The following is a 16,071-nucleotide window of genomic DNA, read 5'->3' as shown; positions in this document are numbered from 1 at the left end:
CCAGGGGTGCCGCCCGTCCTCACGTCCGCGACCTGCACCTACGACGTGGGATGCCCCTGTACGGGCCCTGCGTGCGGCTGGGAGCCCCTGCGGGCGTCCCATCGGATGTCCTGGACCTTCGCGGCCTGCGCGGCCGTCTCCGGGGCGAGCACGAAGTCGACCAACGGGGCGATACGCGTGTAGACCCCGGGGCTGTCGGCGCGCCCGCAGCCCCGGCCCCACGAGACCAGCCCGATGAGCCGCCCCTGCGCCACCAGCGGCCCGCCGCTGTCGCCCTGGCAGGCGTCCCTGCCGCCACCGCTGTCCCCCGCACACACCATGGACTCCGCGCGGTACTGGCCGTCCGCGTCCCCGGGGTAGGCGCGCGCGCAGACCTCGTCCGCCAGCACCGTCACCCCCGCGGCACGGAGCGCGTACGCGTAGTCACCGAAGCCGCTCGTGTCGCCCCATCCGTACACGGCCGCCTCGGTCCCCGCCCCGTAGGCGGGATGCCCGGCCCCCGCCATGGGCAGCACGTGGTGCGCCGGAAGGGGCTCGGCCAGCTCCAGCACGGCGAGGTCCCCGGCATTGCTCGCCGGGTCGTAGGCCGGGTTCACCCGTGCCCCGCGCACCGCGACCTCCCGGCCGTCGGCCGCCCGGAGCTCCGTACGCCCGGCGATCACCCGGAAGTCGGCCACGGACTCCACCGGGCCGCCCAGCACCTGGCTGCCCAGGCAGTGCGCCGCCGTCAGCACCCTGGTCGGGGCCACGACGACCCCTCCGCAGAACTGCCCGCCCCGCGTACCCCCGAACCGGTCACGGCTGGCCAGGGCGACGACCCACGGGCTGTCTGCGACCTTCACCGGCTTCCCGCCGATCACCACGCTGTCCGCGGCCGCCTGCGGCATCTGGGCGAGCGGCGCAGCGGCCGCTCCCGCCGCCAGGGTCAGCGCTCCCGCCAGAGCACGGGCAAAGGGACGACGCATGAGGCCTCCTGACTCCGAGTGTGCATGACTCCACCCAGAGTGGGATGCCCGGTGGCCGAGCGCACCCGCGCGGTCACCGTCGCCCCGTCGGCTCCGTGGGCTTCCGACGGCGCCGGGCGCCGTCGGAAGCCGCCCGGTCAGTCCAGGTAGTCGCGCAGCACCTGGGAGCGGGAGGGGTGCCGGAGCTTCGACATCGTCTTCGACTCGATCTGGCGGATCCGCTCGCGCGTGACCCCGTAGACCTTGCCGATCTCGTCGAGGGTCTTGGGCTGGCCGTCCGTGAGGCCGAAGCGCATCGAGACCACGCCCGCCTCGCGCTCGCTCAGGGTGTCGAGCACCGAGTGCAGCTGTTCCTGCAGCAGCGTGAAGCTCACGGCATCGGCCGGGACGACGGCCTCGGAGTCCTCGATGAGGTCACCGAACTCGCTGTCGCCGTCCTCGCCGAGGGGGGTGTGCAGGGAGATCGGCTCGCGGCCGTACTTCTGGACCTCGATGACCTTCTCGGGGGTCATGTCGAGTTCCTTGGCCAGCTCCTCCGGGGTGGGCTCACGGCCCAGGTCCTGGAGCATCTGGCGCTGCACGCGGGCGAGCTTGTTGATGACCTCGACCATGTGCACCGGGATGCGGATGGTGCGGGCCTGGTCGGCCATGGCGCGCGTGATCGCCTGGCGGATCCACCACGTGGCATAGGTCGAGAACTTGTAGCCCTTGGTGTAGTCGAACTTCTCGACCGCGCGGATCAGACCGAGGTTGCCCTCCTGGATCAGGTCCAGGAAGAGCATGCCGCGGCCGGTGTAGCGCTTGGCGAGGGAGACCACGAGGCGGAGGTTGGCCTCCAGCAGGTGGTTCTTCGCGCGGCGGCCGTCCTCGGCGATGATCTCCAGCTCGCGCTTGAGCTTGGGCGCCAGCTTGTCGGAGTTCGCCAGCTTGTCCTCGGCGAACAGGCCCGCCTCGATGCGCTTGGCGAGCTCCACCTCCTGCTCGGCGTTGAGGAGGGGGACCTTGCCGATCTGCTTGAGGTAGTCCTTGACCGGGTCGGCGGTGGCGCCGGCGACCACGACCTGCTGGGCGGGGGCGTCGTCCTCGTCGTCGGAGATGACGAAGCCCTTGTTCTCCCCGCCCTCCTCCTCTTCCTCGGTCTCGGCCTTTGCGGCGTCGGGGCCCTCGTCCGTGGTCTCGTCGTCGCCGTCGTCCGCGTCCTTCTTGGAGGCGGTCTTCTTCGCCGTCGTCTTCTTGGCGGCGGTCTTCTTGGCGGGAGCGGCCTTCTTGGCCGCCGTCTTCTTCGCCGTCGTCTTCTTGGCGGCGGGCTCCGTTCCGGGCTCTCCCGCGAGGGCTTCCACGATCTCCGCGTCCGCCGGGACGGGAGTGGCCGCGGGCTGCGCTGCCGTCGTCCTGGCCGCCGTCTTCTTGACGGTCTCGGTGGCCGTCCGCTTGGCCGGGCTCTTGGCTGCGACGCTCTTGCGGGGGGCGCGCTTGGGCGACTCCGCGGCACTGACCATCAGCGTCACACCCTCTTCCTCGAGGATCTGGTTGAGGCTGCGCAGAACATTCTTCCACTGGGTCGCAGGAATCTGGTCAGCCTCGAAGGCCCGACGCACGTCATCGCCGGCGATCTGCCCCTCGGCCTTGCCCCGCTCGATGAGCGCCATCACAGACTCGGAATCGGCGATCTCCGGCGGGAGCGTACGGGATGTGCTGGCCGACACGAACAACCTCTCGGAACGATGGGAACGGCTTCCGACCCCGGGCCTGGTGGTGCTGGACCGGAGCCGACGACCTCCGACCGGGGATGGGCCGGCGGCGCGGGCAGGGGCCGGGGAGCTGCACAGCACCCCCAAGGGCTGCTGTCTTCCCTCCGTCGGCCATCACCTCTTAAGTCATCGCGTGACCTCGCAGAGCGTTACGCCCAATATTCGTGGCCCGAGTCACACCCCGTATCCACCCGTGCCGGTCATGTGGTCGTACCCGGTGTTCCACCGGGGCCCGGACCGCCGCGAAAGAGGGCCTCACGCCGGTGTCGCCGGACCCGACCGGGCCCGGCGACACGTTCTGCACCCCCACGCCCCCGCGCGTCCGCCCGTCAGTGCTCGCGCGGGGCGGGAACCACGCGCTCGACCTCCGGATGAACCGTCAGGAGCTGCCGCATGGCGTTCTCGGCGCCCATCGCGTCACCCGCGGCGAGGGCCTCGACCATTCGTGCGTGGTGCGCCACACAGGTCTCGCTCGGGCGGTCGCAGGCGGTGATCGGGCTGCCGGAGACCTGGAGGGCGGCGGAGACGATGCCGGAGAGGTGCTCCAGCATGCGGTTCCCGGCGACCTGGATCAGCAGCGCGTGGAACTCGTTGTCGGCGCGCGCGAAGGTGATCGCGTCCCCCTGGCCGAGGGCGTGGCCCATGATCTCGACCATGTCGGCGAGGCGCTGCTGGATGTCCGGGCGGCCGTGGCCCGCGGCGAGGCGGGCGGCGAGCGGCTCGATGGTCCAGCGGAGCTCGCCCAGCTCGCGGCGCTGGTCGTCGCGCTGGGGGCCGAAGGCCCGCCATTCGATGATGTCGGGGTCGAGCAGGTTCCAGTCGGCCACGGGGCGGACCCGGGTGCCGACGTTGGGGCGGGCACTGACGAGGCCCTTGGCCTCCAGGACCCGCAGGGATTCGCGGACGACCGTGCGGGAGACCTCGAAACGCTGGCCGATCTCCTCGGGGACCAGCGGGCGGTCCGCACCGAGGTCGCCCGAAACGATCATCTGGCCGAGCTGCTGGACGAGTTGGCCGTGCAGTCCGCGTCCGCGGCTGCCTGCCGCGCGGCGGCCCACTCGGCTCAACTCGACGTCGGCACCGTCCCAATGAGGTGCTCCGACGCGGTCGGACCCGGGGGTTTCCGCGTAGGGGTAGCGGTCGAGGTCGCCCGGGCCGGCGAGGCCGGAGTCGGCATGGCGGGCGGCGGTCATCATGGTGTGCGCAAGGGTACTCACGAATCCTTTGTCGGCCGTGCCTCCATCGCCCTTGAGGTCTTTGGTGAAAAGCACACGAAAGGGTGATCGGTGCCACCTACGCAATTGACGACTTATCGTAAGGAACCGGGCGTATTGCGGGGAGTTGCGATCCGCTTGACGTGACACGGAAGGCAACGGTCCCGTCCTCGACTTCTCCCGACCCGGAACGGTCACCAACGGACCCGGCTGCGCAGTCCGGTGAACCCATAGGCGCACAACAGGACCATCAGCGACAACACCAGCGCGGTCCCGACGGGTTGGGTCATCACCCGGAGGGCCCCCGCGAGCAGCCGGTCGACCTCCGGAGGCCACTGACCCCAGGTCAGGCCGCGCAAGCGGTGCGCGAGCCCGGTCGACGGGTACGCGGACGAGCCCTCCAGAGCCTTGCGAACCAGAGGAACCACCATCACCGGTACGGCGAGCACCGCCGCCAGTCCTGCGGTGGCGGACCGGAAGACACCGGAGGCCAGTACGCCGGCCCAGGCGCACCCGACGAGCAGCCCGGCCCAACTCGCCGCAGGGGAAAGCCACTCAACCGGTGTGCGCAGCGGGCCGCTGTCGAAGACCAGCGCGAGGGCGGCGGCGTCGGCGGTCACCGTCAGGGCCCCCAGCAGCAGGGCGAGGGCGGCGCAGACGCCCAGTTTGGCGGCGAGCAGCCCCATCCGACGGGGCACGGTGCCGCGGTCGGCGGCGAGCGCGGGGTAGCGGTACTCCTCGCCGAAGGCCAGCGCGCCGAGCAGCCCCGCGCCCAGGGCTGCGGGCGGCAGCGGCAGCAGCTCGGGCCAGGCAGCCAGCAGCCGGTTCTGCGGGGTCTGCCCGGTCCGGGCCAGCACCAGGGCGGTGAGGACGGAGAAGGCGACGACGAGGGCGGCGGTGAGGACAGGGGTGGTGGTCCCGAAGACCCGGAGCAGTTCGTAGCGCAGCGGCCTCAGGGGGCCGCCCACACGGCGCACGGTCGAGGCCGGGCGCCCGGATCGGATCTGCCGGGGATGTTCACCTGGAGCCGCGGTGGGTGGTGCGCCGGGCTCCGGCCCGGATCCCGTCTCAGTGCGGGCGGCCGGAACCGGCGCCGTGGGCGCACCGGCGTCACCGGTCTCGTCGGCGAGCTGGTGGACCAGCACGCCGTGCCGGAACGCCGCTTCGCCGACCTCGGCGCAGTTGCTGCCGTACACCGACAGCCGGCTGCCGCTCTCCGCGACGATCTCCACCGCGCGCCGGGCGGCGCGGGCCTCCCGGCCCAGCACGTCGGCCAGCCGGGCCGCGTGCGGGGTGCGCACGGCGACCCGCGGCCGCAGCCTGGTCCGGGCGAACTCGGCCGCGTCCTGGTCGGCGACGAGCCGGCCGGCCTCGATGCTGACGACGCGGTCGGCGCTGCGGGCGGCCTCCTTGGCGTCATCGGTGGTGAAGAGCACCGCTCCGCCGAGGGAGGCGTGGCCGCGCAGCAGCCCGTGCAGCCAGCCGCGTTCGCGGGGGGAGAGTCCGGCGCCGGGCTCGTCGAGCAGCAGGGTGCACGGATCGGCGAGCAGTGCCGAGGCCAGTGCGACCCGGCGCTCCATGCCGAGCGACAACGAGCCGAGCCGCTGGTCCCGCAGCCCCGCGATGCCGACGACCTCCAGCATGGTGTCGGCCCGGGAGGCCGGCACCCCGGCGGCGGCGCAGAGCATCCGCAGCTGGTTGCGGACGGTCCGCGCGGGGTTGCCGGGGACGTCGCCGAGGAGCACGCCGACCTCACGGCCGGGGTGCGGGATCCGGTGCAGCGCGCGGCCGCGGAAGTAGGTGACGCCGCGGCCCGGTTCGAGTTCGAGCATGAGCCGCAGTGCGGTGGTCTTGCCCGATCCCGGCTCACCGAGCAGGGCGGTCACATGCCCCGGGCGGGCCTCGAAGGTGAGGTCGTCCACGAGGGGCTGGGCGTCGGGACGGGGCTTGCTGGTGAGTCCGATGGCCTGGAGCATCGCTTCTCTCGCGGGGGGTGAGACCGCTCAGCGGCAGGGTGGGTACCGCAAGCAAGATAACGCGATATGTCCGATTTTCGGCGCAACCGGTCCGATCGAATGCCGATCCTGCAGCTGCCGGGCCCCGAACGGGCGGCGGCCCCGGGCCCGCTCCTGCGGCCGGTGATCCCGACGCCGGCGGCCGCGATGCGTACGGTGTGGCGTCAGACTTCGGGACGCAGCATCGGCGGGTTGAGCAGGGTGGCCCCGCCCGCGCGGAACAGCTGGGCCGGACGCCCGCCCTGACGGGTAGTCGTCCCTCCGGCCGGCACCAGGAATCCGGGGGTGCCGGTGACCTTGCGGTGGAAGTTGCGCGGATCGAGGGATACGCCCCACACCGCCTCGTAGACCCGGCGCAGCTCGCCGACGGTGAACTCCGGCGGGCAGAAGGCGGTGGCCAGCGAGGAGTACTCGATCTTCGAGCGGGCCCGCTCCACACCGTCGGCGAGGATCCGGGCGTGGTCGAAGGCCAGTCCCGTGGTGCCCTCGCCGGTGTCGGCCAGCACCTCGTCGACGGGGGCCCAGCGCGCGCTGTTGGCGTCGCCTCCGGCCCGGGGCGCAGGCAGGTCCGGAGCCAGCACCAGGTGCGCCACGCTGACGACGCGCATCCGCGGATCGCGCTTCGGATCGCCGTAGGTGGCCAGCTGCTCGAGGTGCGCACCGTTGCCCGCACCGGGCAGGGCGGGATCGTGCGCGCACAGGCCGGTCTCCTCGGAGAGCTCCCTGGCGGCGGCGCCCGCCAGGTCCTCGTCCCCGCGGACGAATCCTCCGGGCAGCGCCCAGCTCCCCTGGAACGGCGGCTCACCTCTCCGGACGACCAGCGCGCAGAGCGCGTGGCGCCGCACGGTGAGCACGACCAGGTCGACGGTGACGGCAAAGGGCGGGTAGGCCGACGGGTCGTAGGGCGACATGCCGCGATCATAGTCGTCTGCCTGACGATAAACAGCGCTTTGGTGACCTTGAAGACACTCCCCCGAAGGCTGGGGGCCTCTGGTCGGGCAGCCGGTCCGGCCCGAGCGGGGCGCGGGGGCTCAGCGTCCCAGTTGGAGCCCATCGGCCGCCTCCTCCACCATGCCCAGGCCGAGCCGGCTGATCCTGACGGTGAAGGGCTCCCCCGCCACACGCAGGCCCGAGAGTCTGAGCGCGCCCAGGGGCGCGCCGGGGAGAGGGACGAGGGCGACCGTGCCCGCGGGGGCGTCGGGGCGGATCCCGGCGAGGGCGGTCAGCGCCTGGACCCCGGCCGCCGCGGCCACGGCGGCCGGGCGGCAGGCCGCCGGGTGCGGGACGGGGGCACTGCCCGCCGTGCGCTGCTCGGCCGCGAACATCTCCGGCAGCCGGTACCCGAAGGCCTCCGCCGCGTCCAGCAGGCCCCTGAGCAGGCCCGCGGCCTCCTTCTCGAAGCCCGACTGGGCCAGGCCCGCCACGGCCACCGCGCTCTCGTACGCCCGCACCGCCCCGGAGCGGTGGCCGAACGGGTTGTGCCCCGGCTCCTTGACCGCCATGCTCCGCAGCCCCCATCCCGAATCCATCGCGGGAGCTCCGAGCAGCCGGGCCAGCTGCTCGGCGCGGGTCCGGTCCAGGAGCCCCGGGGCGATCCGGCCGCCAGTGAGCAGTCCGGTGTCCAGCAGGTGCGCGGCGGCCCCCGTCAGCCGTGGCAGCGGCCGTCCGTCGGGATGCAGGGCCGAAGCGGGCCGCCCGCCGTCCGGACCGTCGATCCAGAACGCGGCCCGGAACCGCTCACGCAGCGCGGCCGCGCGGTCCCGCCACTCCGCGGCGCCGGGCCGCCCGCAGGCGGCGAGCAGGTCGGCGCCGAGCTCGGCGGCCCGGTGGGCGTGGGCCTGGGTCTCACAGCGCCGCGGGCCGGGGTCGGGGTCGGCCAGGAACCCGTCCTCCCCCAGCGCGCCCCGCAGCCAGTCGAGGCACCTTTCGGCGGCCGGGAGCAGTCGGGCCACATCCTCTTCCGGCAGGCCCCAGAGCCGGGCCTCGGCCAGCACTGCGGGAAAGGCCAGGGTCGCCTCGGTGGCGGTGCACCCCGGTGGAAGCTGCGCGCCCGCTCCGCGCAGCGGGCCCGGGATCTTCCCGAGGTCCGGCCCCCGCTCCTCGGTCTGGGTCCGGGCGAGGATGCGCAGGGTGGCCGCGGCGAGACCGGTCCCGAGCGGCAGTGCCATGCGGGCGGCCCAGAGCGATTCGGCCGGGGCCAGTCCCAGCCGCCACGGCGCTCCCGCCGCGGCGAAGGCGTCGCCGGGCTCCTCGGGGTCCCTCAGGAGCAGGGCGCCCAGGTCCTCGACGCTGGACCGCAGCCATGCCTCGGCCCTCGGGTCGTCCCCCTCGGCCCGTGCGTCGGCCAGCGGGTTCGCCACCTGCCCCACGGGGGGCCGTTCCACCCGGTGCTGCGTGGTCCGCAGCTCGATGGTGCGGGATTCGCCGGGGGCCAGTTCCAGCTGCCAGCGCAGCAGCCCGGCCGAGGCCAGCGCGTCGTCCGGCGGCGGCTCGGCGGCGGTCACGGCCTGCGCCTCGCCGGTGCTCCAGCGCAATCCGGCCGCGTGCACCCCGGCGGGCAGCTCCGGCCCGGCCCGGCCGGCGGCCACGGCGGCCAGCTCCGCCAGGTCGGTGCCGAGGAGCACCTCCACGGGCAGGCGTACCGGCCGGGCCGCGAAGCTGCGCAGGGTGATCCGCTCGGTGCCGTCCGCGTGCCGGACCCGTTCCACACCGATGTCGGGGTCGGGACCGGGCTCGGCCCCCGTGCGCACGGTCGCGGTGAATGCGGCCCGGTCCGCGCCGAGGCTGCGCCCCTGCACGGCGACCGGATCCCGGCCGCCGACGCGCAATACGCACCGGGAGAGCAGCCGGCGCCCGGATCGGTAGATCCCGTCGATTCCCTGCCCGGTCAGCTGGCCGTGCTCCGGGGAAATGACCAGACAGGGCGCGGCGACGCAGATGACGGCGCCGTGCACGGGCGGCAGTTCGGACCGGCGGGCCGCGGGCGCGCCGGCTGGGCGGGGAGGTGCGAGGTGAGACATGTGTCGCCTTGTCTGCGCTCCGGTCGGTTCAACAGGGCGGCGGCGCGGCCGGGGCCCCACCACCCCCCAGCTGAACGCCCCCACCCCCGCCCGGGTCACGGGCCCGGCCCCCGGCGGGCCGTGCCGGGCCCGCGGCCCACGCAGTCGGAGCAGGGCCCGGGTGCACCGGAGCAGCCGTCCCGGACGCCTGTGCGACAACCCGTGCGCGTTCACTGTCCGCTCCCCGCGGTGCGGCGGGACCTGCGGCGGGTGGCCGTGCGGCCCCGTCGGCCGGGAGGGCGCGTACCGGCCGAGGACCGCCCCCGCCCGGGCTCCCGGCGGCGCCGCTCCTCCCGCAGACACTCCCGGAGCCCCTCGGGGTCGATCCCCTCGTTGCAGGCGTGGTGGAGCAGCTGGGCGAAGCGGTACTCGGCGTCGGCCCGCAGGGCCAGCCCGAAGGCGATCCGGGCGGTCGGCTCGTCCCCGGTGGACCAGGAGACCCATCCGGCGAGGGTGAGCGGAGCCGCGGCGTGCTCGCGGTAGGCCCCGACGCAGCGCCTGGCCAGGGCCCGCCAGAGCCGCAGGGCGGGGGCCGCCTCCTCGTCCTCCATCCACTCGGCGGCGACGTCCCGGATCTCGCGGTCCTGGAGGCCGAGGATCAGCGAGGCGGCCTCGTCGTGGCCGAGCAGCGCGTCATCCCAGTCGTCGGCGTGGGGGCCGCCCTCGACGGGCGGCGCCAGGGTCATCCGCCGCATCAGGGTCCGGGCCAGGGCGAGTGTCTCGGCGCCGACCTCCTCACGGGTGGCCCCGTCGAGAATCCTCGGCATGAGGGCTGCGGCGGCCCGGTCGAGGGCCCGTTCCGCCTCGTCGGCCACGGCCCCGTGCAGCGGTGCCAGCCTGCCTTCGATCTCTTTCAGGGAGCCCCGGACCTGGAGCCCTGCGAAGGTGGCGGTCGCGGCGAGCACCGATGTACCGACGGCGGCCAGCCGGCGGCCCTCGGCCGGGCAGCACCGCTCGTCGGGGCAGACGTAGGACCAGAACCGCCCCTCCGACAGGCACAGGGCCTCCAGTACGGGCACGTCCAGTGCGCCGCAGGCCAGCCGGATCCCCTGGGCGAGCGGCCGAAGCCGCTTCATTACCTGACGGCCGCCTTCCTCCCCGCCCGGCTCCTGGCAGAGGTAGACGACGATGCCGTCGGGCTTGCTCCCGCGCCGTTCACTGCCCCGGATCAGGCACTCGGCGACCTGTCGGGCGGTGTCCTCCCATTCCGCGGACGTGGCCGGGATCCCGACGCGGAGCCGGCCGCCGAAGCGTCCGCCCTCGCCGTGCACGGCCACCATCACGAGGGAGTCGGTCGGGTGGAAGCCGAGCATGTAGGGCAGCGCGTCGGCCAGTTCGGCCGGGCTGCGCAGGGTGATCTGGGGTCCGGTGGTTGCTCCGGCCGGGCTGATGGAGGGCCGGCCGGACGGGGTGCGTGATTCGTGGTTGCTCGTCATGACACGAAGGTCCCGCGCATGATCCGATCCCGAAAGCCCTGTGGATAACTACCGGCGCCGCTGTCCACAGGCCCGGAGCGGCATTGGCGCGATGTCGGAGGCATCGGGTTGCATGGGGGCATGAACGCAGACCTGAGGTCCTCGGCCGACTCCGTACTAGCCCGTCTCGTGGGCGACCCCACGGGGACCGCCAAGCTGCGCGAGGACCAGTGGCGGGCGATCGAGGCCCTCGTGGCGCACAAGCGGCGGGCTCTGGTGGTGCAGCGCACCGGCTGGGGCAAGTCCGCGGTGTACTTCGTCGCCACCTCGCTGCTGCGGGCGAGCGGCGCCGGCCCCACCGTGATCGTCTCCCCGCTCCTCGCGCTGATGCGCAATCAGGTCGAGGCCGCTGCCCGAGCCGGGATCCGCGCCCGCACCATCAACTCCGCCAATCCCGAGGAGTGGGAGGGGATCCAGGCCGAGGTCGCGGCGGGTGAGGTCGACGTCCTGCTGGTGAGTCCGGAGCGGCTCAACAATCCCGATTTCCGCGACCAGGTCCTCCCCAAGCTCTCCGCCGCCACCGGCCTGCTCGTGGTGGACGAGGCCCACTGCATCTCCGACTGGGGCCACGACTTCCGCCCCGACTACCGCCGGCTGCGCACCATGCTGGCCGACCTGCCGCCGGGCGTCCCGGTGCTCGCCACGACCGCGACCGCCAACGCCCGCGTGACCGCCGACGTCGCCGAGCAGCTGGGGACCGGTGCCGGAACGGACGCGCTGGTCCTGCGCGGCCCACTGGACCGCGAGAGCCTGAGCCTGGCGGTGCTGACCCTGCCCGACGCGGCGCACCGGCTGGCCTGGCTCGCCGACCGCCTCGGGGACCTCCCGGGCTCCGGGATCATCTACACGCTGACCGTGGCGGCCGCCGAGGAGGTCACCGCGTACCTGCGCCACCGGGGTCACACGGTGGCCTCGTACACCGGCAAGACGGAGAACGCCGACCGCCAGCAGGCCGAGGACGACCTCCAGGCGAACCGGGTCAAGGCGCTGGTGGCCACCTCCGCCCTCGGGATGGGCTTCGACAAGCCCGACCTCGGTTTCGTGGTGCACCTGGGCTCGCCCTCCTCCCCCATCGCCTACTACCAGCAGGTGGGCCGCGCGGGCCGTGGCGTGGAGCATGCGGAGGTCCTGCTGCTCCCCGGCCGCGAGGACGAGGCGATCTGGCAGTACTTCGCCTCGGTGGCCTTCCCGCCGGAGGAGCAGGTCCGCCGCACGCTCGACGTCCTGGCCCAAGCCGGCCGGCCGCTGTCGCTGCCCGCCCTGGAGCCGCTGGTCGATCTGCGCCGCACCCGGCTGGAGACCATGCTCAAGGTGCTCGACGTCGACGGCGCCGTGCACCGGGTCAAGGGCGGCTGGACCTCGACCGGCGAGCCGTGGGCCTACGACGCCGAACGCTACGCCTGGGTGGCCCGCCAGCGGGCCACCGAGCAGCAGGCCATGCGCGACTACGCCTCGGCCACCGGATGCCGGATGGAGTTCCTGCGCCGCCAGCTGGACGACGAGGAGGCCGCGCCCTGCGGCCGCTGCGACAACTGCGCCGGGACCCGGTTCACCGCGGAGGTCTCCACGACCGCGCTGGACACCGCGCGCGGTGAGCTCGGCCGCCCGGGAGTGGAGTTGGAGCCGCGCAAGATGTGGCCGACCGGGCTCGCGGCGGTCGGTGTCGACCTCAAGGGGCGCATCCCCGCCGGCGAGCAGGCCTCGACGGGCCGGGCACTGGGCCGGCTGTCCGACATCGGATGGGGCAACCGGCTGCGCCCGATGCTCGCCCCCCAGGCTCCGGACCAGCCGATTCCGGACGACGTGGCGCAGGCCGTGGTCGCAGTGCTGGCCGACTGGGCCCGCGGCCCCGGCGGCTGGGCCTCGGGGGCGCCCGACGCCCCGGCCCGGCCGCTGGGCGTGGTCGCCCTGCCCTCACGCAGCCACCCCCAGCTGATCGGTTCGCTGGCCGCGCGGATCGCGGAGGTCGGGCGGATGCCGCTGCTCGGCACCGTCGCGTACACGGACCGGGCCCCTGAGTTCGGGTCGGTGTCCTCGAACAGCGCACAGCGGGTACGCGGGCTCCACCAGTCCCTCACCGTGCCCCCGGCGCTGGCCGAGGCGCTGGCGGCGGCCGCGGGCCCGGTGCTCCTCGTCGACGACCGCGCGGAGAGCGGCTGGACCCTTGCGGTGACCGCCCGGCTGCTGCGGCGGGCAGGCGCGAAGGAGGTGTTCCCTCTGGTGCTGGCGCTCCAGGGATAGCCGAATGCGTCATCCTCGGCGTGGCGGGGCAAGGATATGAACGGCATACCAGCCAATTCCGGTCCACGGCGTCAATTGCTCGTTGCCGCACGCTCCGTGGCCACGCGAGAATTGGGGTGCTCCCGCTCGGCTCCTCGGCACCCTCCTGGGCCGCGCTGCGGCGCGCCCTGACTCCAGCCGTGCCCGTCCGCGGGCGTGTACCCGAAGGGAGGACCGTGACCTTCGGATTCGCGCCGCCCCCGACCACGTCCCTTGCAAGAGCGACCGGCGGTACCAGCCGGCACGGCAGGCTGCTGGAACCGGCGGAATGGACAGCGGCGGGCATTCCGCTGCTGCGCAATCCGCGCGAGGTCGTCAGCGGGCTGCACTCCCGGCACAGCCCCGTGCCCTCGACCGCGGTGATCGCCGTCCTCGGCCCGGAGGAGCAGCTCGTGGCGAGCGCCTCCTTCGTGCAGCGGTCGGCCTCGGCCGACGGCTGGGAGTACCGCAACGCCCTGTTGTCCCGGCTGCGCCGGGTGCTGCCGCACGACCTGCGGCGACGGACCCCGGTCCGGACGGCGGTGCTGCTCTACTGCCGTGAGGGCGACGAGCGGTGGACCGAGGAGGACGGCGCGTGGATGTGGGGGCTGCGGGACGCCTGCACCCTGCACGGCCTGCGCTGCGGCGCGTACATCACGCTGACCCGTGAGGGCTGGCAGGTGCTGGGCGAGGGCCGCGGTGGCCGACGGCCGAGCTCCGAATCGAGGCCGCAGCGCCTCGGCGACACGGTGGCCGAGTTCTCTCCGCTGGCCCTGCACACCGGGGGCGGCGCGGTCGAGGCCCTGCGGCGGACCGCCGCGCGCTGAGCCTCGTACGGCCGGCTTCGGGGGACTGCCCGCCGTACGGCCACTCCTCGCCGGACCACGCGCGGTAGCAGAGGGCGCGGTACGAGAGGGCGCGGCACGAGGCCTCGAGCGGGGCGCCGCGGGCATGCCTCACAGCCGTACACCCGGGAGCGGGCGTACGGCGGCTCAGGCGTCGAGCTCCGGTTCGGGCCCCGGCGCGGGCTTCAGCGGGGCCGGCTCGAAGCCCGCCCCGCCCCTCGCCCGTGCCGGGGTACAGGGCGTCAGACGCCCGCACCCAGCACGGAGTTGATCTGCTGCGGGTCGCCGCACACGATCAGCAGCGCACCCGCCCGGGTGAGAGCGACCGGCAGGGCGCCCGCGACGGAGTCGACCGCCCCGCCGTTGACCGCGAAGACCACGACGGGACGGCCGGTGGCGCGCTGGGCCTGCGCCGCGTCCGCGTAGAAGACGTCGTCCCCGGCGTCGTGCTGGGCCCAGTACGCGGCCTCGCCGAAGGACAGCTCGTGCGCGGCCCACGGGTGCGGGTCGCCACTGGTGAGCACCAGGATGTCGCCGGGCGCGCGCCCGGTGTCGAGCAGCAGGTCCACGGCCTCTTCGGCCGCGTCCAGCGCACCCTCGGCGGAGGCCGGGATCAGCTGGATCTGCGGCACCGCCGCGGAGACGGACGGTGCGGTGGGGGCAGGGGCTGCGGAAACGGGTCCGGGGGTGGCCTGCGGCGCACGCGGCGCGGGCCTGGGGGCACCTCCCGCGCGGCTTGCCGCGGCGGGGGCGGGACCGGGGCGGCCGGGCCGCGGTACGGCGGCGGGACGCGGACCAGGTACAGGGCGGGGGGTCTGCGCGGTGCGGCTCGCGGCCGGCGTGACGCGGGGACCCTGGGCACTCTCGTGAATCTGAGGCTCCTCGATGGCGGGTGTGAGAGGCGTGAGTTGATATCTATCAAACACCGGTACGAAACGTACCGGTCGGTGGCACATGCGTGCGATCAGAAATCGAAGCCGAGTTGGCCTCCGTTTTCCAGCTCCATCGACTCCTCGCTGCGGCGCACCTTCTTGAGGTGGCGCCACCGGGGCAGCGCGTCGAGGTACGACCACGAGAGCCGGTGATAGGGGGTCGGCCCCAGCTCCTCCAGTGCCGCCCGGTGCACGGGCGAGGGGTAACCGGCGTTGGCCGCGAAAGCGAAGTCCGCGATTCCACCGCCCTGTTCCCCCAGCTCGGCCATCATGCGGTCGCGGCGGACCTTGGCGATGACCGAGGCCGCGGCGACGGCGATACAGGACTGGTCGCCCTTGATCACCGTACGAACCCGCCAGGGCGGGCCGAGATAGTCGTGCTTGCCGTCGAGTATCACCGCGTCCGGCCGCACCGGCAGAGCGTTGAGCGCGCGCTCCGCCGCCAGTCGCAGGGCGGCCGTCATCCCCAGTTCGTCGATCTCCTCGGGCGAGGAGTGCCCGAGTGCGTACGCGGTGACCCAGTCCTCCAGGACATCGAGGAGCGCGTCACGTCGCTTGGGGGTGAGCAGTTTGGAGTCGGTGAGACCGGCGGGCGGCCGGCGCAGGCCGGTGATCGCCGCACACACGGTGACGGGTCCGGCCCAGGCCCCTCGTCCGACTTCGTCGACCCCGGCGATGACCTTGGCGCCGGTGGTTGCACGGAGGGAGCGTTCGACGGTGTGGGTGGGTGCTTCGTACGGCATGGCGCCAGCAAGGTTACGCCGCCCCGAGCCGACTGCACACCCCCGCCCGGGTCCGACCCGCCCGCGATCGGACGCGAATGCCGCTTCACGCGCCCCGCGGCGGCCCCGCCGCGTCTCACACCCTGAGCAGCGGCACCATCACCTCGTCGATCAATGCCGCGATCTCCGCATCTCCCCATTCGCTTCCGCATACCTTGGCGCGGTACATCAGCATGGCCGGAATGACATCCACGACAAACGGACCAGTCGCGTCCGCCCGCACGTCGCCCCGGTCGATTCCGCGCCCCACAAGCTCCCTGATCAGATGCTGGGCAGGCTCGTGCACACCGGACCAGATCGCTCCACGGAAGCGATCGGCATGCATGTGATCGCATTCGTGAAGTACCGACCGGAGGGCCTGCCCGGCGCGCGAATGCATGACGTCCCGCATCCGCACGCACAGCAGGCGGAGGTCCTCGCGGATCGATCCGCAGTCGGGAATGTCACCGATCCGCGGCAGACCGGTCCGCAGCGCATCGGCCACCAGGTCCGCCTTCGACGGCCAGCGGCGGTAGAGCGCGGCCTTGCCGGTGTGCGCGCCGACTGCGACGCCCTCCATGGTGAGCGCGTTCCAGCCGACCGTGCTCAGCTGCTCCAACGCGGCGTCGAGAATCGCCCGTTCGAGTTCCGGGCCCCGCCTGCGCCCCGGTGACGCCGCCGACCAGCGCGAACCCACCATCCCCCCACCTCCGACCGGCTTGTGCGTTCGACGCACGCATTTTCAGCCTTAGTGAACGCTTGCGTTCACTAAGGCGCGGCTCCTACCGTGGACCG

At 73.7% G+C, this 16,071-nt stretch carries 12 protein-coding genes; 2 read left to right on the top strand and 10 right to left on the bottom strand.

Annotation, left to right across the window (positions count from 1 at the left end):
- Positions 1–38: 38 nt before the first annotated feature.
- The 7 genes from OG444_RS28345 to OG444_RS28315 form a co-directional block, all read right to left on the bottom strand.
- Complete coding sequence (locus OG444_RS28345) at positions 39–965, bottom strand: serine protease (RefSeq protein WP_327264826.1); 927 nt, start codon at positions 963–965, stop codon at positions 39–41.
- Between the two features lie 137 nt (positions 966–1,102).
- On the bottom strand, positions 1,103–2,671 hold the full coding sequence (locus tag OG444_RS28340; protein ID WP_327264825.1) for an RNA polymerase sigma factor: 1,569 nt from the start codon (positions 2,669–2,671) through the stop codon (positions 1,103–1,105).
- Between the two features lie 374 nt (positions 2,672–3,045).
- Entirely contained in the window at positions 3,046–3,933 is an 888-nt protein-coding gene (locus tag OG444_RS28335) for a FadR/GntR family transcriptional regulator (RefSeq protein WP_327264824.1), read from the bottom strand.
- Positions 3,934–4,124: 191 nt separating this feature from the next.
- Entirely contained in the window at positions 4,125–5,906 is a 1,782-nt protein-coding gene (locus OG444_RS28330) for an ABC transporter ATP-binding protein (protein ID WP_327264823.1), read from the bottom strand.
- Positions 5,907–6,109: 203 nt separating this feature from the next.
- Positions 6,110–6,856, bottom strand: coding sequence for an NUDIX hydrolase (locus OG444_RS28325; protein ID WP_327264822.1), 747 nt, complete (start codon positions 6,854–6,856; stop codon positions 6,110–6,112).
- A gap of 120 nt (positions 6,857–6,976) precedes the next feature.
- Positions 6,977–8,965, bottom strand: a complete 1,989-nt coding sequence (locus OG444_RS28320; protein WP_327264821.1) for a glycogen debranching N-terminal domain-containing protein — start codon at positions 8,963–8,965, stop codon at positions 6,977–6,979.
- Between the two features lie 209 nt (positions 8,966–9,174).
- Positions 9,175–10,440 carry a DUF4192 domain-containing protein gene (locus OG444_RS28315; RefSeq protein ID WP_327264820.1) on the bottom strand — a complete coding sequence of 422 codons (1,266 nt, stop codon included), beginning with the start codon at positions 10,438–10,440 and terminating at the stop codon, positions 9,175–9,177.
- Positions 10,441–10,560: 120 nt separating this feature from the next.
- Here OG444_RS28315 and OG444_RS28310 point away from each other — a divergent pair, with 120 nt between their 5' ends.
- Together OG444_RS28310 and OG444_RS28305 are read left to right on the top strand one after the other, a co-directional pair.
- The gene (locus OG444_RS28310) at positions 10,561–12,720 is read left to right on the top strand and encodes a RecQ family ATP-dependent DNA helicase (RefSeq protein WP_327264819.1); all 2,160 of its coding nucleotides are present in this window, start codon (positions 10,561–10,563) and stop codon (positions 12,718–12,720) included.
- A gap of 215 nt (positions 12,721–12,935) precedes the next feature.
- Positions 12,936–13,565 carry a hypothetical protein gene (locus OG444_RS28305; protein WP_327264818.1) on the top strand — a complete coding sequence of 210 codons (630 nt, stop codon included), beginning with the start codon at positions 12,936–12,938 and terminating at the stop codon, positions 13,563–13,565.
- A 260-nt stretch (positions 13,566–13,825) separates the two neighbouring features.
- Here OG444_RS28305 and OG444_RS28300 read toward each other — a convergent pair whose 3' ends face one another.
- The 3 genes from OG444_RS28300 to OG444_RS28290 all read right to left on the bottom strand — a co-directional run bounded on the left by OG444_RS28300 (position 13,826) and on the right by OG444_RS28290 (position 15,976).
- Positions 13,826–14,539: a hypothetical protein gene (locus OG444_RS28300; RefSeq protein ID WP_327264817.1), complete on the bottom strand. Its 714-nt coding sequence runs from the start codon at positions 14,537–14,539 to the stop codon at positions 13,826–13,828.
- An 8-nt stretch (positions 14,540–14,547) separates the two neighbouring features.
- On the bottom strand, positions 14,548–15,258 hold the full coding sequence (locus OG444_RS28295) for a ribonuclease HII (protein WP_327264816.1): 711 nt from the start codon (positions 15,256–15,258) through the stop codon (positions 14,548–14,550).
- 115 nt (positions 15,259–15,373) lie between these two features.
- Positions 15,374–15,976 carry a TetR/AcrR family transcriptional regulator gene (locus tag OG444_RS28290; RefSeq protein WP_327264815.1) on the bottom strand — a complete coding sequence of 201 codons (603 nt, stop codon included), beginning with the start codon at positions 15,974–15,976 and terminating at the stop codon, positions 15,374–15,376.
- Positions 15,977–16,071: the final 95 nt, after the last annotated feature.

This window comes from Streptomyces sp. NBC_01232, assembly GCF_035989885.1.
In the GTDB taxonomy this organism is placed as follows: Bacteria; Actinomycetota; Actinomycetes; order Streptomycetales; family Streptomycetaceae; genus Streptomyces.
The sequence above is the reverse complement of the archived record's forward strand: the minus strand, read 5'-3'. Positions and strand labels throughout refer to the sequence as shown.